General features: G+C 52.3%; 23 protein-coding genes, 1 pseudogene and 1 other annotated feature. Of the genes and pseudogenes, 11 read left to right on the top strand and 13 right to left on the bottom strand.

Translation table 11 applies throughout. The features are described from left to right. The first annotated feature begins 2 nt into the window (after positions 1 to 2). Complete coding sequence (locus FPZ45_RS02280) at positions 3 to 188, top strand: hypothetical protein (RefSeq protein ID WP_144697941.1); 186 nt, start codon at positions 3 to 5, stop codon at positions 186 to 188. Between the two features lie 318 nt (positions 189 to 506). Here the strand turns inward: FPZ45_RS02280 and metG are convergent, their stop codons facing one another. The 5 genes from metG to FPZ45_RS02250 all read right to left on the bottom strand — a co-directional run bounded on the left by metG (position 507) and on the right by FPZ45_RS02250 (position 4,805). Then, on the bottom strand, positions 507 to 2,531 hold the full coding sequence (gene metG, locus FPZ45_RS02275) for a methionine--tRNA ligase (protein WP_144697939.1): 2,025 nt from the start codon (positions 2,529 to 2,531) through the stop codon (positions 507 to 509). A 47-nt stretch (positions 2,532 to 2,578) separates the two neighbouring features. Then, positions 2,579 to 2,836 (bottom strand) — a binding site (T-box leader). Positions 2,837 to 2,916: 80 nt separating this feature from the next. Next, complete coding sequence (yidD, locus tag FPZ45_RS02270; RefSeq protein ID WP_144697937.1) at positions 2,917 to 3,153, bottom strand: membrane protein insertion efficiency factor YidD; 237 nt, start codon at positions 3,151 to 3,153, stop codon at positions 2,917 to 2,919. Further along, positions 3,150 to 3,596, bottom strand: coding sequence for a Fur family transcriptional regulator (locus FPZ45_RS02265; RefSeq protein ID WP_144697935.1), 447 nt, complete (start codon positions 3,594 to 3,596; stop codon positions 3,150 to 3,152). Before FPZ45_RS02265 ends, yidD begins: the two co-directional genes overlap by 4 nt. 478 nt (positions 3,597 to 4,074) lie before the next feature. Then, positions 4,075 to 4,275, bottom strand: coding sequence for a hypothetical protein (locus tag FPZ45_RS02255; protein WP_144697932.1), 201 nt, complete (start codon positions 4,273 to 4,275; stop codon positions 4,075 to 4,077). Positions 4,276 to 4,346: 71 nt separating this feature from the next. Further along, entirely contained in the window at positions 4,347 to 4,805 is a 459-nt protein-coding gene (locus tag FPZ45_RS02250; protein WP_144697931.1) for a hypothetical protein, read from the bottom strand. Positions 4,806 to 4,985: 180 nt separating this feature from the next. Between FPZ45_RS02250 and FPZ45_RS02245 the strand changes: the two genes are divergently transcribed. From FPZ45_RS02245 to FPZ45_RS02225, 5 genes are read left to right on the top strand one after another with little or no spacing between them, the layout of a single operon-like run. Beyond that, positions 4,986 to 5,222 carry a spore germination protein gene (locus tag FPZ45_RS02245; RefSeq protein WP_144697930.1) on the top strand — a complete coding sequence of 79 codons (237 nt, stop codon included), beginning with the start codon at positions 4,986 to 4,988 and terminating at the stop codon, positions 5,220 to 5,222. 1 nt (position 5,223) lies between these two features. Then, positions 5,224 to 5,418 (top strand): spore germination protein GerPB, encoded by a 195-nt coding sequence (locus FPZ45_RS02240; RefSeq protein ID WP_144697929.1) that lies wholly within the window; start codon positions 5,224 to 5,226, stop codon positions 5,416 to 5,418. Positions 5,419 to 5,432: 14 nt separating this feature from the next. Further along, positions 5,433 to 6,125 carry a spore germination protein GerPC gene (gene gerPC / locus FPZ45_RS02235; protein ID WP_144697928.1) on the top strand — a complete coding sequence of 231 codons (693 nt, stop codon included), beginning with the start codon at positions 5,433 to 5,435 and terminating at the stop codon, positions 6,123 to 6,125. Next, positions 6,122 to 6,328 (top strand): spore gernimation protein GerPD, encoded by a 207-nt coding sequence (locus FPZ45_RS02230; RefSeq protein ID WP_246120287.1) that lies wholly within the window; start codon positions 6,122 to 6,124, stop codon positions 6,326 to 6,328. The genes gerPC and FPZ45_RS02230 overlap by 4 nt, the downstream gene beginning before the upstream one ends. Continuing rightward, complete coding sequence (locus FPZ45_RS02225) at positions 6,325 to 6,720, top strand: spore germination protein GerPE (protein ID WP_144697927.1); 396 nt, start codon at positions 6,325 to 6,327, stop codon at positions 6,718 to 6,720. The genes FPZ45_RS02230 and FPZ45_RS02225 overlap by 4 nt, the downstream gene beginning before the upstream one ends. 72 nt (positions 6,721 to 6,792) lie before the next feature. Here the strand turns inward: FPZ45_RS02225 and FPZ45_RS02220 are convergent, their stop codons facing one another. The 4 genes from FPZ45_RS02220 to FPZ45_RS02205 all read right to left on the bottom strand — a co-directional run bounded on the left by FPZ45_RS02220 (position 6,793) and on the right by FPZ45_RS02205 (position 9,526). Then, complete coding sequence (locus FPZ45_RS02220) at positions 6,793 to 7,368, bottom strand: zinc-ribbon domain-containing protein (RefSeq protein WP_144697925.1); 576 nt, start codon at positions 7,366 to 7,368, stop codon at positions 6,793 to 6,795. Positions 7,369 to 7,482: 114 nt separating this feature from the next. Next, positions 7,483 to 8,220: a DUF1361 domain-containing protein gene (locus FPZ45_RS02215; protein WP_144697923.1), complete on the bottom strand. Its 738-nt coding sequence runs from the start codon at positions 8,218 to 8,220 to the stop codon at positions 7,483 to 7,485. A 227-nt stretch (positions 8,221 to 8,447) separates the two neighbouring features. Continuing rightward, a complete protein-coding gene (locus FPZ45_RS02210) occupies positions 8,448 to 9,029 on the bottom strand; it encodes a hypothetical protein (RefSeq protein WP_144697918.1) in 582 nt (193 codons plus the stop codon). Next, entirely contained in the window at positions 9,026 to 9,526 is a 501-nt protein-coding gene (locus tag FPZ45_RS02205) for a DUF4179 domain-containing protein (RefSeq protein WP_144697916.1), read from the bottom strand. The genes FPZ45_RS02210 and FPZ45_RS02205 overlap by 4 nt, the downstream gene beginning before the upstream one ends. 178 nt (positions 9,527 to 9,704) lie before the next feature. Between FPZ45_RS02205 and FPZ45_RS02200 the strand changes: the two genes are divergently transcribed. Then, positions 9,705 to 10,817 carry an AI-2E family transporter gene (locus FPZ45_RS02200; protein ID WP_144697914.1) on the top strand — a complete coding sequence of 371 codons (1,113 nt, stop codon included), beginning with the start codon at positions 9,705 to 9,707 and terminating at the stop codon, positions 10,815 to 10,817. A gap of 63 nt (positions 10,818 to 10,880) precedes the next feature. Here FPZ45_RS02200 and FPZ45_RS25980 read toward each other — a convergent pair. Beyond that, positions 10,881 to 11,998: pseudogene (locus FPZ45_RS25980) on the bottom strand (transposase); the annotation flags it as partial. A 14-nt stretch (positions 11,999 to 12,012) separates the two neighbouring features. Here FPZ45_RS25980 and FPZ45_RS02190 point away from each other — a divergent pair. Continuing rightward, positions 12,013 to 12,237, top strand: coding sequence for a hypothetical protein (locus FPZ45_RS02190; RefSeq protein ID WP_144697913.1), 225 nt, complete (start codon positions 12,013 to 12,015; stop codon positions 12,235 to 12,237). Positions 12,238 to 12,327: 90 nt separating this feature from the next. Here the strand turns inward: FPZ45_RS02190 and FPZ45_RS02185 are convergent, their stop codons facing one another. Beyond that, positions 12,328 to 12,567 carry a DUF3892 domain-containing protein gene (locus FPZ45_RS02185; RefSeq protein ID WP_144697910.1) on the bottom strand — a complete coding sequence of 80 codons (240 nt, stop codon included), beginning with the start codon at positions 12,565 to 12,567 and terminating at the stop codon, positions 12,328 to 12,330. Between the two features lie 144 nt (positions 12,568 to 12,711). On the opposite strand from FPZ45_RS02185, the gene FPZ45_RS02180 reads away from it, so the two are divergent. From FPZ45_RS02180 to FPZ45_RS02170, 3 genes are all read left to right on the top strand, one after another. Continuing rightward, positions 12,712 to 13,167: a MarR family winged helix-turn-helix transcriptional regulator gene (locus FPZ45_RS02180; RefSeq protein WP_186438185.1), complete on the top strand. Its 456-nt coding sequence runs from the start codon at positions 12,712 to 12,714 to the stop codon at positions 13,165 to 13,167. Between the two features lie 15 nt (positions 13,168 to 13,182). Next, complete coding sequence (locus FPZ45_RS02175) at positions 13,183 to 14,196, top strand: LLM class flavin-dependent oxidoreductase (RefSeq protein ID WP_144697906.1); 1,014 nt, start codon at positions 13,183 to 13,185, stop codon at positions 14,194 to 14,196. Between the two features lie 133 nt (positions 14,197 to 14,329). After that, positions 14,330 to 15,634: a hypothetical protein gene (locus FPZ45_RS02170; protein WP_144697904.1), complete on the top strand. Its 1,305-nt coding sequence runs from the start codon at positions 14,330 to 14,332 to the stop codon at positions 15,632 to 15,634. A 78-nt stretch (positions 15,635 to 15,712) separates the two neighbouring features. Here the strand turns inward: FPZ45_RS02170 and FPZ45_RS02165 are convergent, their stop codons facing one another. Continuing rightward, positions 15,713 to 16,120, bottom strand: coding sequence for a DUF6232 family protein (locus FPZ45_RS02165; protein WP_144697902.1), 408 nt, complete (start codon positions 16,118 to 16,120; stop codon positions 15,713 to 15,715). 94 nt (positions 16,121 to 16,214) lie between these two features. Beyond that, the gene (locus FPZ45_RS02160) at positions 16,215 to 16,754 is read right to left on the bottom strand and encodes a GyrI-like domain-containing protein (protein WP_246120284.1); all 540 of its coding nucleotides are present in this window, start codon (positions 16,752 to 16,754) and stop codon (positions 16,215 to 16,217) included. Positions 16,755 to 16,811: the final 57 nt, after the last annotated feature.

Raw genomic sequence — 16,811 nt, 5'->3', positions numbered from 1 at the left:
ACATGAAGCTGTCCCAGAAAACTTTCCGCCAGGCTACTACGGTCTGCGAGACCGTTGCAACGCCTATGGACGGCCGATCGCCGGCTGTTACGGTCTGCGAGACCGTTGCAACGCGGCTAAGAAAAACCGTCAGGAGAGTTCGTCCTGACGGTCGTGAGCATCAAGTAGTGGCTGGCACGCTCCTATAGCGATGTTTTTCATCGTACTCGCTCCCCACCGGCGTCCCTCGAGACGAAAGTACGATGTTTTTCATCACTAATCACCCAGGGAGCGAATAAGTAGTGGCTGGCACGCTCCTATAGCGATGTTTTTCATCGTACTTGCTCCCCACCGGCGTCCCTCGAGGCGAAAGTACGATGTTTTTCATCACTAATGACCCCTATCTAATCAGTTTTAAGAAAAACCGTCAGGGGTTTTATACTCCCACTGGAATGTAGAAAAAAACAGGGGCTGTTTCGGAAGGTCATTGCTTAACCTAACGGATTGCCCCTGTTTATTTTGCGAATTTATTTCACGATCGCGCCGTTTGGCATATTTTCGGGAACCGTAGCTAACTTGAGCTGATCCCCTTGCGAAGCGGCGAGGATCATCCCGCGGGACATCTCTCCGCGCAGCTTAACGGGCTTCAGGTTGGTCACGCAAATGACTTTGCGGCCGATCAACTCCTCCGGCTTGTAGAACTTGGCGATGCCGGATACGACTTGGCGTTGTTCGAAGCCGAGGTCGAGCTGCAGTTTCAGCAGCTTGTCGGCTTTCGGAACCGGTTCGCAGGCGATGACCTGCGCGACGCGCAACTCGACTCTCATGAAATCGTCGATCGAGATTTCCGGAGCGAGCTCCGGTGCGTCTTCCGATTGCCCGGTGGGCGTGACGGCGGCGTTATCCTGCGCCGCTGCTTCGGACGGCTTGGCCGCGCCGCCCATCGATCCGGAGATCCAGGCGACTTCGTCGGCGACCTCGAGGCGCGGGAAAATCGGATCGCCCTTGCTGATCTTCGTGCCGGCCAGCGACGCGCCGAACTCTCGCAAGCTGTTCCAAGCCGTCAGTTCGCCTTCCGCAATGCCCAGCTGCGCCCAAATCCGGCGAGGTGTATGCGTCAGGAACGGCTGGATCAGAAGCGATACGAAACGCAGGCTCTCGGCCAGATGTCCCATTACGGAAGCGAGCGCCGGAAGATCCGATTCTTCCTTGGCGAGCGTCCACGGCTTCGTCTCGTCGATATACTTGTTCGTGCGCCCGACCAGCGCCCAGATTGCGGACAGCGCGACCGAGAACTCCATGTTCTCCAGCGCCGCTTCCGCTTTCTCTACCGCAGACAGCGCCGTCCGTTCCAGATCCACGTCGAACTCCGTCGTTCCGAGTGCGAATTTCGGCAGCTCGCCGCCGAAATATTTGTCGATCATCGCCACTGTTCTGTTGAGCAGATTGCCGAGATCGTTAGCTAAGTCGTAATTGATGCGTTCCACGAAGTTCTCCGGGGTAAACGCTCCATCCGCGCCGAACGGTACCTCGCGCAGCAAATAATAACGAACGGCGTCCAGTCCGTAACGGTCGATCAGCTTCACGGGATCGACGACATTGCCTTTCGACTTGGACATTTTGCCGTCTTTCATCAGAAGCCAGCCATGGGCGAATACTTTCTCGGGAAGGGGCACGCCCAAAGCCATCAGCATGATCGGCCAGTAGATCGTATGGAATCGGACGATCTCCTTGCCTACCAGGTGAACGCTGGCCGGCCAATACTTGCGGTATGCTTCGTCTGCCTCCGTGCCGTATCCGAGCGCCGTAATGTAGTTGGACAACGCGTCGATCCAGACATAGATAACGTGTTTAGGATCGCCCGGCACCGGAACGCCCCAACTGAACGTCGTACGGGATACCGCCAGATCTTCCAGCCCCGGCTTGATGAAGTTGTTGATCATTTCCGTCTTGCGCGATTCCGGCTGGATAAAGTCCGGATGCTCTTCGTAATAAGCAAGGAGCCGATCGGCGTATTTGCTCATCCGGAAGAAATACGACTCTTCCTTCACCAGCTCAACGGGGTGGCCGCTGTCCGGGCTTTTGCCCCCGATCACTTCGCCTTTCTCGTTGCGCTCGATATCGGTCAGCTGCGATTCCGTGTAATACGTCTCGTCGGGAATGCTATACCAGCCTTCGTACTCGCCTTTGTAAATGTCCCCTTGCTCGAGCAGCTTCGCGAAAATATCCTGAACGACCTTCTTATGACGCGGTTCGGTCGTCCGGATAAAATCGTCGTTGGAGATTTCCAACTTGCTCCACAGCTCCTTGATGCCGACGACGATATCGTCGACGAACTGCTGTGGCGTCTTCCCCGATTCCTGTGCTTTGCGCTCGATCTTCTGCCCGTGCTCGTCCGTCCCCGTCAAGTAGCGGACGTCGTAGCCGCGCAGCCTTTTATATCGGGCCATCGCATCTCCCGCTACCGTCGTATACGCGTGTCCGATATGCAGCTTGTCGCTCGGGTAATAAATCGGCGTCGTAATATAGAACGATTTGTTTGCTTCCGTCATTGATCCCATCTCCTTAGGCGATTTAAACACATAAAAAGCTCCCGTCCATATGGGACGAGAGCTGTCGCTCACGCGGTACCACCCAATTTCCCTTCGCAGCTGCATGCCGTGCGAAGGCTCATTAAGAAAAATCCGTAACGCCGGACTCGCGTCCTCCCCTTACAGAACCGAGCGTAAGCGCTCCGTACATGCTCGAGAACGATTCCTCCAGGACCATTTTCCGAAGCCGCCCTATACCGGTTTTCAGCTGCCCCGGCTCTCTGCGATAGCGCGATACTTCTTACTTATCCCTTCATAGGAAAATTAGATATGTTTCCTTTCGGAAAATATAACCGAATTCCCTCGGCCATGTCAAGTCGGACCGCCGCGAGCGGCACGTCGGACTTTACTCTTGATCTTTGCCTGGCGGCACCGGATCGAAACCTCCGGGATGGAACGGATGGCATTTGCTAATCCTCCGCGCCGCCAAATACGCGCCTTTCGCCGCGCCGTGAACTTCTATCGCTTCCAGCGCGTATGCGGAGCAAGTCGGATAGAAGCGGCAAGTCGGCGGCTTCAGCGGCGATATGAACTTGCGATAGAAGCGGATCGGCGCTTGGAGCGTTGTTCTGGCGACTCTCATTGTACTTCCCGGGAAGCGGCTGCCGCGGCAGCCTCCTTGCATTCCCCGCAATAGCCGAATACTTCGAATTTGTGCTTGACGACCTCGAAGTCTCCAGGAACGTCGGTCTCCGACATCGGACAGAAACGGATCGGCAGCGTCTTCTCGCACTGTAGGCAGATCATATGATGATGGTGGTGCTGCTCTTCGCAGCTCAGCTTGAATTTCACCCCGTCCTCGAATACGATCTGTTCCACGACGCCCATATCCAGAAGGACCCGTAAATTCCGATATACCGTATCAAAGCTCAAACCGGGATATACCCGTTGCATATGTTCGTAGACTTCCTTGGGCGTCAAATATCCCGAGGCTCCGTCGAATAATTTAACCAGCGTTTTTCTCTGCTCGGTAATCCGAAGCCCATTCCGGGACATTCTTTGCATAATATCTTCAGTCGTTCTCAAAAGATACCCTCCCGCAATGCGTGATTCTTTTACTATGCAGGAAATCTGAGCTTCCGTCAAACCGCCCTCAGATGTCGGTGGGCTGTTAGGCAGAAGAACAGTCATTGGGGGTTAGCCGCCGTATAATGTACGATAACCTAAGGAAGGGAATGATCCGCATGTCCGATTGTCCACAATGCAACAGCAAAGCCATATTCGATCCTCCGCAAACCGTATACGAAGACTACTACCACCCGCAACACGTCGACGTCGTGCATCAAGTAGAGGTCATTAGGAGGCATCATTGCGTACCGGTTTATCACCATTCGACAAGCGTCTCCGTCAAAGACGTGTTCTACGGCGATTTCGCTGGAGAGACCAGCGCTCGCACTTTAGGTCTCAGGGGTAAACATAGGTAAGACCCCTCCGTACGATCCGAACAACGACAAACCGCCCCGACCGCAAGCCAAGTTGCGATCGGGGCGGTTTTATTCGCATATTAGACAAACCAAGTATTAACGACAAGTACCATAGCGACGAAAGAAGCCGCAGACAAACTCAAATATACGCCGCCCTGCTTTTTCTTCAACTGGAAAAACCGCAGCACGCCTAAACTCAAAAACGAACCGATTAGCATAATAAAAATGATACCCGCGATGAAAAGCCCCGCGGATACTTCCGATACGTTCACCAAATCCACGATATTGACCCCCTTGCATCGTTTATCCCGCCGTTATTCCGGTGTAATGTTTCCTTTAGCATTATAACGGTTTACGGTTGGATAAACAATTCGTATTCCGACTTTTCCCTGGGCCTCCTCTTAAAGCGAATGACAAGCGTACGATCATTCTTCATCTCCGCTTTGCCCGAACGGGGATATACGAGACTAGGAAAACGCACAACGCGTTTTCCGTCGCCAGGGAGCCCGGTGAACTTAAGCCGTTCCGAGGTCGCGAACATCTGGAGCTTGCGAATATCAGTGTCGGGATCGAGTCGAATAGACAAGCTTACGGTTTTAGCGTCCTGCTTTGTCTCCACATTGAAAGATCTCCGGGAATGGACCATCGAGGGCATTGTATTTTGCATCATTTTCTTAACATAGTCGTTTAGCCAACTGGCGTCTCCTCTGCGATTCCAATTCTCGACCAGATTCCACGGAATATCCTTGCCTAGCCACTTTTGAACTTCCTTCCAATCCGGGAGCGGTCCGTTATTGAAAAAATCGGTCAATTCCATCCCCCCTGTCGCCGAACCACGCTGCATTCGCGCATGCGCCTAACCCTCCTCATCCAAGATATGACCGGAGCGGAGCGCCTGTGCAGAGCAGCTTGGGAAGGACGCGGGAGAACCTCTGGGCATTTGACTTCATACACTATTCGAAGAGGCTAAAGCGAAGGAGTCGTTGTGCCCATGCCATGCATAGTCGGCAATGTCAAAATCCTGAGCATTGGCAGCAGCGGTGTCGTTCAATTCGGGGATTCGATACAAATTTCTCCTTCAAGCAACTCCAAAACGTACGCAGGCTCGGGATCCTTCCTTACCGGCGATCTGCCCATAAGCAATAATGCGGTTAGCGCGACGATTACGAACGATCCGGACGTACAGGACTCTGTAGATAACAACATCGGTAATCAAGGGGTTATTTAATATGAATTGGACGATTCATCAGACGATCACGATCGGCCAGCTTCGAGTGAACGCCGTTACGAACTCCTCCGTATTGCAAATCGGGAGCGCCGGAAGCATTCAGGCATTGTCCCAACTCTACAATACGGGCGGGTATACCGGACCCGCTCCGGAACTGAACGAGCTGTCTCTCGTTCCGCTTCCTAATCCGACGTGAGAGGAGGAGCGCCGATGCAGCAATCCCAACTATGGAACGGCGTCTATCAGACGCCACAGCAGCCCGTTTATCCTTATCCTGCCCAGGTCCCCATCGCGCCGAACTGGCATGATTGGGCGCAGCGGCTTTATCAGGCAGAACAGAAGCTCAAGGAGCAATCGGATCAAATCGCAAACCTGCAACAACAATTGAACGACGTTAAAAACAAACCCCCGCTGCATGTCGAATATCATTTCGATCAATTAAAGGTAAGCCGCTTGGAGGGGACGCTGAATGTGGGAATGTCACCTCAAGGCGTCCAGGGCATCGAATCTCTCGAGACGCCCGATCCCTCCTGCTGGCAGGTCGCGAACGAAACGCCGGACGCGGCGCTTCCCGCGATCCGCGATGTTCAGAAGGAAATGGCCGATTATATGAGCGATCAATCGAACAAAGTTCTTGTCGATTTGGAACAGCAAATCGGGGTCGCGTTGGATTCGGATCATCGCAAGCAGGTTATTGATGACGTGAAACGGCAATTGAACACGCGCGTGAACTATTACGCCAGAACTTCGGTGTATCCCGCGGAAGGAACCGATGACGAGCGCAAGCAATGGCGCGATTCGATCGTGCAGAAGACGAAACGGGATATCCAAGGCGCCTTCACGGCGTATTTAAGCAACCAGAAGAATACGCAGTCAAGAAAAGGAGGATCGGATAGACCATGACAACGCCTTTGAATATGAACGTAACGAACGGCCCGCTTAGCGTCGGAGCGATTCGCCTGCTCGGCGTATCCATCTCGTCCGCGTTTCTGCTCGGGGACACGGAGTCGATCACGCTGTATTCTTACTTCGATACGCCACCCGAATCCGTCATCGTCTCCCCGCTCGTTCCTCTCCCTGAACTGCCGGAGGGCGATATCGAGTGAGCTTGCAATGCAGAACGACGATCGTAGCCGCCTTATACGTCAATACCGTAAGCTCGTCCGGAACGCTGCAATTGGGGGACGGCGATCGCACGGACATGAAAACCAAAGCTTTGGCCGTACAGAAGGCGATTCCGAATTTTATAAAAGACGAGTTCAGATACGCTTCGTATCCTCTCTTTTTCCTGCCAAAGCTAACTTTGAAACAGCCATGCGTTTCAGTCAACATGACTAGCGTTTCTCCATGGCCGACGATCCAGGTCGGACCCGTCTATATGCTCGGTATATCTAGTTCTTCAATCATGCGCGTTGGCTGCGGCGGGCCGCTTCAAGGCTCTTCACGAATCAAACATATTCGGGATTTTAACAACCTGACATCCGCTGAAAATAATTGAAATAATGGCATCGGGTATATGACAAGAGATCGGTCCCCGCCGTCCGATAATGGGCAGGTCCGATCTCTTTGGTTATCTCGTCGATTGCCCGCAAGCCGGGCAGAAATGACTGTCCGCGTAGAGCGGCGTCCCGCAATTTTGGCATATTTGCCGTTGATCCGCATGGACGTTAGAAGCATTCTCTTCTTCCGAACTCTCCGCCGTTTCCGAAGTCACGACTTCAGAGTCGTCCGGTACGTACGGATCGACCTGGATCGGGGTTTTCTCGATCGGAGCCGGTTCCGGCACGGGAAACGGATGACCGCAGGACGGACAGAACCTCGTATCCTCAGCCACGCGTTTGCCGCACACGCAATCTTTCTCATTGCGAATCTCTTTGATGCGTGCATCAAGCGCCGCGATTTCATCGCGTATGGCGGAAATTTCCTCGCAGCGGGGCATGACTTTCGCCTCGGCGAGGGACAGATCGTGTGCCACATAACCTTCATATACGGATTCGCCGATTTTTGCGAATAGTTTGTCGATATCTTTGCGTTTGCCGGATATTTGCGCGTTTAGTTTCGTGATTTCCACCGTTTGCTGCGCTTTCTCGGTTGCGGAGGTAACTCCTTTGCTAACCGAATCCGTAATCTTTTTGAAAAAGCTCATCTTAGTGCACTCCCTTCGATATCTCTTATTATCTCATACGAGGAAGGATAAATCATGGTTCCATAAGCCTTAATCCGGCGTAAAAGTCCCGTGGAAGGGCCTATTCGTCAGGCTTCACGGCCTTTCGCCGCTCCCCTGCGAGGTCGTGGACTGAACGCGGCTGAGGTTGCCTCCGAGTAGGAAAAGCGTCACGTAGACGATTAAGATGAGCGTGCCGAACAGAAGCGTAAAGACGGCGGCACGGGCGTTAATGCCTTGCAGCACGCCCTCGATCAGCCGGAAAGGATTGAATAGAACATCCCAGCTGTTCAAGCGCACGACCCGTCCCAAATAAACGCCGAAACCTCCTAGAAACGATACGACCAAGATAAAAAACCACCCGGTCATAACGCCAACGAAGCGGACGACGATGAAATGGAAGTGTCGCATGGACAAGTATCCGAGCAGCAGTCCGCACCAGGAAAACAGGAAAAAGAGAACCAGATCGTACCATAGCAGCAACCCGTCTTTATCCGCTCCGTCGTATACCCGGTTAAAGATGAGATGGATAAAATCGGTCGTTAAATAAGGCGCGTTCGGATAAAGCAGCAGCCAGGCTATGCCTAGGAAACCGAGCCCGATGGCCAGGTTAGCCCCTTTAGTGACGCGGACTAGCGCTAAAGACGCCATTGAGACGACAAGCGGCAGCCAGGCGAGAAATAAATTCCACAACAAAAACCGAAATTGGACGTAATCTAGCTGAAATGCTCTAACGACGATAAGCGCCGCGCATAATACCGATGTTCCGACCAGAGCGTAGAATAGCGGATCGACGATCCTCGGCTCGGACATCTCGGCTTGCGATCGGTTCATGCCCTCAACTCCTCTTCTGCCAGTCTTGTGACATTATAGTTGACGGAATTTAGCATCGTTTAGTTGCGTGGTCCGGGTTTCGACGATGATTTGCATCGGGCCTTTCTCGCCGAATTGCTCGATTTTATCGAACAACTCGCTCCGCTCCAGGCCCAATAAACCGCTGGATCGTGTATGTCCCCTGCCCGGCAGAACTTCGTGCCGATTATTACGAGGCGAATATTCCATCATGTACCGAACGTTTGCTCATAGATGACTTTGTTGTCCTTGTCCAAGCCACGAATCGCTTGCCAATCGCGGCTGCCGTCCTTGATTTTCCATAGGAACAAAAACATCCGGTCATTCGTGATTTCTTCGCGCATCTGTACCGGCTTACCCGTATCCTTTTCCGTCATGAGCAATTCCATAGTAGCGATGCGGTCATCTGATACGTAGCCGTAGAATTTATACATGATTTGAGAGTCGCCAGCGGAATTGCCTTCCCAGCTATAGGAGAAAGCCTTGTCGCGATCGATCTCGACGCCCGCGACGCCTCCGCCGGGAAACCAGCCTCCTCTTTTACGGTACACGCTGTCCGCAGAGAACCAATCCTTGTACGTTCCGAGGAAGATCACTTGGTCCTTATCGAACGGGACCTCGACTTTGCGAACGATTTCGGATGGACCGTAATGAAAGCTGCTCTCGGATAGCCGATGCGTTTCTTCCGGCGTGGATCCGCCGATAGGAATAAGATTTTCATGGAAGCAAAGCCAAATCAGCAGCGCAACTGCGATCCATTCGCCTATGGCGAATAATGTCTTTTTCTTCATGTCCCTTCACCCACCTTCGGTAGGGGAAGTTCGATCTCGCCATACCGGTCGTAGAGATCGTAGATGAGCATAACACGATCGGCCGGATGATCCGGAAGACCATAAGAAACGTTGCCGCGTGCTCCCCAAGAAAATCCGCTTGAGCCTCCGCTATGACTGGTCAATTGCTGGCCGTCGGGCGTAATGAGTTTTAGGCTCATCTCTGGAAAAGACCAACTAACCTTCCGCTGCTTCATGCGATAAGTGTAGGTCACCATGATCTGCTTATTCGTCACATAGACAGCGTCAGCGGTGAATGTATCGTTGTCAATAGCGAAACTTTTCCCCACCGGTATTGTCGCGACTGCGCCGTCCGCCTTCAATTCTTTCATCGGGTCGTTAATACCCCGTTTCCCGCTATCAACCCATTGCTCGATATAGTATGCGGCAAGAATAATGACGAGAAAGATGATTATCGTTCTTCTTAATACAGTTAACGCACTTGCGATACGTCTCATGCGATGCTTCAGCCTCCTCGCTATAAATACGCCGGATTTCGGAATAAATCAACTGTAATCTAATTTTTTCCAATCCGTCAATCGCTTTCATGCGTCGGAGGACAGACTTTATAATTGTCCTAAATCCGTGTATGCTTCTTATAGTGGAAAAAAATCCTAATAAGAGAAGAGGCCGCCCATGCCGCAAGGAAAATGGTTCAGAATCGGATACGGGATCATCGTCGTGCTGCTCATCGCCTTTCTGGCTTCGAAGGTGCATTTTTTGTTCGATCCGCTTGGCGCCGTGCTTGCGGCTCTTTTCGTCCCGGTCGTCGTGTCGGGCATGTTCTATTATATGTTCCGCCCTGCCGTACGCCTGCTAGCCAGACGAATTCCGATCTCGCTGTCCATTCTGATCGTTTACTTGGCCGTCATTGGGCTGATATTTTTGTTTTCCTCGCTCGTCTGGCCGCCGATCCGTCAGCAGTCGTTCACGCTCGTCGATAATTTCCCGGAAATTCTGGAAGCGGTTCGCAAATGGCTAATATCTCTTCAAGAGCACCCTTGGATTCAAAACATCGGCAAAGAGGAAACATTCTCGACCGAAAATATCGCTTCGCAGCTATCCTCTGCGCTCGGCGATATTCTGAATTCCGTCGTCGGCAGCGTACGCAGTCTATTTAACGCCATCATGAATTTTTTCCTGCTGCTCGGTCTCGTTCCGTTCATTATCTATTACATGCTGAGGGAGGATAACAAATTTCCCGCCCTTGTAACGAGATTCTTGCCGGCGCGACTACATAAAGAAGTCATATCGGCGATGACGGAAATCGACGCCTCGATCGGCTCTTTCATCTTGGGCAAAGTCATTACGTCGCTCGTGATGGGCACTCTCGTGTTCTGCGGCTACCTCATCATCGATCTGCCCTACCCGCTGCTTCTCGGCCTTGTCGCGGCGATCACCAACGTCATTCCGTATTTGGGCCCGCTGCTCGCGGGCATTCCCGCGGTTATCGTTGCCCTGACGATCTCGCCCTTCGCCGCCATCGAAGCCTGCATCGTTGTCGTCATCTCGAACCAGATCGAAGCGAATCTGATCGCCCCCAGAATCATGGGCAAAAAGCTCAACGTGCATCCGCTCACGATCATGCTTCTGATCATTGGCATCGGCGCGATCATCGGGCCGCTCGGTATGATCATCGTCGTTCCGACCTATAGCATCGTTAAGATCATTGCCATTCGAATCTATCGCTACAACATCGCCAAGCGCGCCGACAAGGGACCTACCTCTATGTCAACTCCGGACGCGTGATGACAAAAGAGAGTGTTCCAAAATTACTTGTGGTACACTCTCAGCAGTAAAATAGGATGATATTTAGAAATCGAGGAGCAAAGCGATTTGTATCCGCTTAGCTCCTCGGTTTTTTGCGTCTACACTGGCTTTCTTGAGTAGATTGTGGGCAAGGGAAAAGCACCCGACCTCGAGGCTAACTTTGGGCAAGCCTCGAAGTAGAAATCTTTTAAACCCACGATTGTTCTTCAAAGCGCCAAACACGGGCTCCGGCTCAATCCTGCGCCTTACGGCTAGGGCATAACCTTCTTTGCTTTGGAGTCTTTGACTGGCTTGGTTCTTTAGCTGCAAATACTTTATTCTGACTCTTATCTCACGATCGCCTTGTGCTAGCGTACACTGCGGTTTGAACGGACAGTCTTCACAACTGGCACTTCGGTAATAACGGTTCGATGTCCAGTTGTCGATCTTGCTAATGTCCTTCTGCCATACCTTGCTTTTTTCGCGGTGATACGTGCTGTATTTGATGATCGCTTCGATTTCGTTCTGATCCAAATATTCGTAATTTTCTTCGCCACCATAACCCGCATCAGCGATGATGATCCCTGGTAACTTGCCTAACTGTGATTTTAATTTTTCGAGATGAGGGATGAGGCAGCGTGTATCCGTCGATCGTTGGTGCAAACTTTAGCCGACAATGAATTGATTTTCGGTGCCGATCTGCACGTTGTAACCAGGCTTGAGCTGGCCATTTCTCATGTGTCTTCTTTCATTCGCATAATGTGACTTCATGATCCGTTTTGCTGTAGCAGTTTCTCGTAAATTGGCTTCATGAGTCTCGTATCTCCGAAGGCGGGAAGCAAATCCCTGCGAAGCGCGCGTACCGCCTTCTTCAGCGGCTTATCTTTTGGCTTCTCTTGCAGCCGCTGTTCCAAAAAGTAAATCTGAAGCTGTGCGTAGTTCTCCTCAACCAGAAATTGAAGAACCGCAGTTAACACGGTCTCCAGTACGGCTTTCATTCGCTCCGAACGAAACCGATTAATGATACGAAAATCCGGGCGTTGCCTGCCTGCAATCCACATGAACATGATGTTTTCGCGGACGGCTTTCGCGATTTGGCGTGAGGATTAAAGTCGCTGAGTGTAGGGTAAATGATGAAAGATGCTGTCACTAAGTTGGTTTACAGCGGTATTAACAAGTCTGCGAGACCGTTGCAATGCCCGTGGACGGGGGTTCAGTGTCTGTAACGGTCTGCGAGACCGTTGCAATGCCCGTGGATGGAAGTTCAGTGTCTGTAACGGTCTGCGAGACCGTTACAATGCCCGTGGACGTGAGTTCAGTGTCTGTAACGGTCTGCGAGACCGTTACAATGCCCATGTACGGGAGTTCTGTGTCTGTAACGGTCTGCGAGACCGTTACAATGCCCATGGACGGGAATTAGGCAGATTGGAATCGTGAAGTTTCTCGATTTGTAAGTTCCCGCCCGAAAAAAAGGGCAGCCCATATCACTTATGGGACACCCTCTTTCACGTTAAAATGTCGGCAGATTGTCCAAGTTGTTGTCTTCGCGGCCATCGGGATCGGAACGCAGATGCTCGTCGCCGTCGCGCCCTTTGAACACATTAACGTTCGCGATCTGATCGCTCTTGGCCATCTGCTGGGCTTCTTTGTAGCCGACGACCTGTCCGGACGATAGCTTCAGCTCCACAATGTCTCCGTCGCCGTTCTTCCGAACGGCAACGACTTGCTGCTTGCCGTTTTGCTGATCCATGTTAGACCACCTCCGGGAAGTAGTGTTCTTCAATCAATGGAAAAAAATGCATAAGCTTTTCTCCCCCCTTCTGCGGCCGTTTGACATCCGCCGGCGGATTGGTTAGGATTATAGTCAATAAATTGACTAATTGGAGAAGCCGCATTGGATAAGGACAAAGACGATCAACTGCACGGAAATATCGTCGTAAATATATTTCGTTGCTCCAACCTGCTGGAGCGCATCGGACGCAAATTGGTCTGCGAAGTCGGACTGACGAGCGTGCACCAGTGGTTCATCCTTTCGTCGCTTGCGGAAGGGGACTTGTCGTTAAAGCAGTTGGGACAGAACACGCAGGTCACGAAACAGAATATGACCGGCATGATCGATCGGCTCAAGCAGCACCAGTACGTAACGACTTACGAAGCACCGGACGACCGACGCGTGACCCTTGTGCGGATAACCGATAAGGGACAGGAGGCGCTCGTGCGATTGGAACAATTCGATATTTTCGGCACTCAAACAAACTTCAAACATCTGTGCACGGATGATCTGTCGTCCTTTAACCGCTGCTTGCTGCAATTGATCCGCAATATGAACGAAGGGCAACACCGCCCGTAAGGAGGCGCAACAACTATGGCATCAACTCGGTCCGCAACCTTCTCCGTCCTTGATCTGGCATCGATTACCGAAGGCAGTACACCTGCCGTTTCTTTCCGCCATACGCTCGATCTCGCTCAGCACGCTGAGCGATGGGGATACAATCGATTCTGGCTCGCCGAACATCACGGTATGCCCGGAATCGCTAGCTCAGCCACTTCCGTCCTGATCGGTCATGTCGCTGGGGGCACCTCGACGATCCGCGTCGGTTCGGGAGGCATTATGCTGCCCAACCACGCGCCGCTTGTCATCGCCGAACAGTTCGGCACGCTCGAGTCGCTCTATCCGAACCGGATCGACCTCGGCCTCGGAAGAGCCCCCGGTTCCGACCAGGCGGTGTCCCGCGTTCTCCGCAGAGGACTCGGCGCCGGCGGCGAAGACTTCCCCGAGCTGTTGAGCGAATTGCGGGCGTTCTTCAAACCGAACTCGGCGCCGGTGAACGGCATCGTTCGCGCCATCCCCGGCGAAGGGCTCGACGTGCCGATCTGGCTGCTTGGATCCAGCGGCTTCAGCGCGCAATTGGCCGCTCAGCTCGGTCTTCCGTTCTCGTTCGCAAGCCATTTTGCACCGGATTATCTGATGCCCGCTCTGGAGATATACCGCAACAACTTCCGTCCGTCCGAGACGCTGGAGAAGCCGTATGCCATGATCGGCGTCAGCGTAACCGCGGCGGATACCGAACGCGAAGCCAAAAGGCTGGCCACTTCTCAACAGCAGGCATTCCTGAATATGATTCGGGGACGCTTCGGCCAGTTGCCTCCTCCGGTAGACAGCATGGACGGATTGTGGTCCCCGTATGAAGAAGCGGCGCTGCTCCGGCAATTCGGCTTCGCCGTTGTCGGCGACAAGGAGCAGGTCAAGAACCGGTTGCAGGCCATCATCGCGGACACCGGCGCCGACGAGCTGATCATCGCCTCGCAGATTTACGACCATCAAGCGAGATTAAGATCTTACGAGCTGATCGCCGAAGCGAGACAAGAAATCGGATAAGCAGCAAGATCACAGAGCGTGCTTCCCTATTCATGGGAGGCACGCTTTGTTTGTGTATTGACACGCGTAGGATTATAATGCTAAGATCGATCCAATATTCATAGTATTTTCATCTGAATTGGAGGAATTAATCATGAGAAAAAACATTTCGACAGCATCCAAGCTGTTGCTCGCATCCGCGTTGCTTCTCCCGGCCTCAGCCGCAGCCTTCTCGCCATCCTGGAGTTCCGCGGCGACAGTCGCACAGTCCGTTTCGCCAATTTCGGCTCAAGCAAAAGAATACGGAGTTTTCCTTAAAGAAAAATTCGGCGTCACTGTAAGCGATAAGCTAACGAGAGGCCAATTCGTAACTGCCCTGAACGCGATTCTAGCTTCCGCTCCAGGCGCGAAAGCCGTGTCCACGGCCGGCAAAACGACGGATCGGCTGCAAGCAGCCGAAGCGGTGCAACTCGCGTTAACGGCGGCCGATCTAAAGGAACTCGCCGCCACATACAGCGCGGACAAAACAAAAAAAGCACTCGCCGCACTGAAGCTAAACTGGAAATCGAACGCGTACGCGTCTGACAAAGCGCGGACGCTAGCCGCGGCGGTGGACGCCGGCCTGCTGACTTCTGATTATTACGCGGAAATCCGCAACGACGGTCTCGCCTCCCAGTCGCTCGCGACCGCATTGCTCGGCAAAGTTCTCGAAGCCAAAGGACAATATAAACACTATCTCGGATATTCTTCGGATGCCGACATCTTCGCCAAGCTGAACGATGCTTACCGGACTTCGGACATTATCCAAGCGCCGGAGCTCAGAAAAATCGTAGACGAAGCGTTGAAACAAGATCTCGTCACGGGTTATAACTTGAAAGACAGCCGTTACGACGCCAACTTCATCGATTCCTTGTCTCTCGTCTACGGACACTCGGATTTCAAGCACGCCCTTCAGCTCATCGGCCTGCTTCGCAGCGAAGGCATCAAAGCCAAAGTCCAATTCGAACCGAAGACGTCCGCCTTTATCTACCTTCAAGAATGGGGCGATCCGGGCGTTTCCGACCTGTACGAGGTCGTTCAGATCGAGAACGGGAACTATATCGAATACGCCAAGGAATACGATTTGGCTTTCGAATTCGCTTCAACGGCCGACAAGAACCGTTTTAACGACATCGTGCTCCGCTACGCCAAGAAAAACGAAGAGAAGCAAGCCGGTCTCATCTACGGTTCCTGGTGGCAGCCGTTGTATTATTCTCAAACCGAGCTCAAAGATTATAAGAAAATTTCCAACAACAAGATCTCCGCCGGACATTACTACGCACAGTCGTTCTCGCTGAAGCTTCAATCGGCTGCCGTAACTGCGGGCTTCAAGAAGCTGGATCCGTCCGCGACGGTCGTGAACTACGACTTCTGGGTCGACGGACCGTTCTTCAATTACTTGCAAGGCGAATCGAAATAACAGTGAAGTAAAGCGAAAGACCTCAATCCTTCCGATTTCTCGGGAGAACTGAGGTCTTTGTTTATCGCGCGGCTTCGGCTAGCCGATCATCATGCTTCTCTGTTTCGTCTCCACGATCGAACGGCTGAACGCGTTGGCTAGTCCCTCGAGATACGCATAGTCGGTCACCCCGACGATTTCTTTTTCTCCGGAGGAAAACACCAACGTCAGCTTGTGAACCGGTTTGATGAAAATATAGAGAAGCGCGTTAGCCACGACTCCCAATATCCCGAGAAGCGACACAAGAGAATGGAACTTGAAATCCCAAATGAATCCAGTTGCAATTAGTAGCGCTTCTATGACGAGCAGCGTGTACGGAATGGTTCTCTTTGTTTTCACTAGCTTGATCGAAACCAAATGCTGTATGGCAAAACGCATATTGCCGGTTATGAAAAGTTCTTTCGTAATCGTGAAATTATGATCTTTAAAGATCGGCTGGTTTTCCATCGCATTTCCTCCTCGAGATTGGCTCTCAAGTAATTTCGACGCCCGATTGGAAATACCTACCGACCTCTGTCAAAAAAAGATAACCGAATGCCAACTATAGATTGTTGGATTTCACCGCAACGTAAATCTCGACTTGCGTATTGTCAGGATCCGCGCTTCTCTCGTCGTAAAACTCGAAATCGCCGGTAAAGGTTCTCTGAATTTTCGAATCGGCGGACAATCGCCATATTTCCTGCCACGTTTCCAAGACAACGGTCGCGATCGGACCCCGTCTCGTCTTAAACACGGCATAGTCCGAAGCCGGTATCACCTTAGATTCGAGCCCGGAATGCAGCCGGTCATCGATCTCCGTGACCTTGTTCCCGATCAGAATCGTATAACTCCCCGAAGCCCCGTCCTCATACTCGCAATAACATCCGTAGATCGGCTGCTGACCCGAACCGTCGGACGGAATCGTCCGATCGGCGCCTTCCTTCCAAAATCTGTCCCATAGCCCGCCAATCTTGCCGTTGCCGCTCATTTCCAAGCCGTTCGACGTTCTTGCCGCGATTCCGACGAGCGTGAGCTCGTCCAATCGAATCATAGCGTACGAACTCGGCATCTCGCAGCTTTGGCATAACGCTTCATTTTGCATCCTATTCTCACTCCTAATCGTATTAATCTTCACTATACGACGAGGAACCTGACAACG

The organism is Cohnella terricola, assembly GCF_007786475.1.
Lineage (GTDB): Bacteria > Bacillota > Bacilli > Paenibacillales > Paenibacillaceae > Cohnella > Cohnella terricola.
This window is presented reverse-complemented; position numbering and strand designations above follow the sequence as displayed.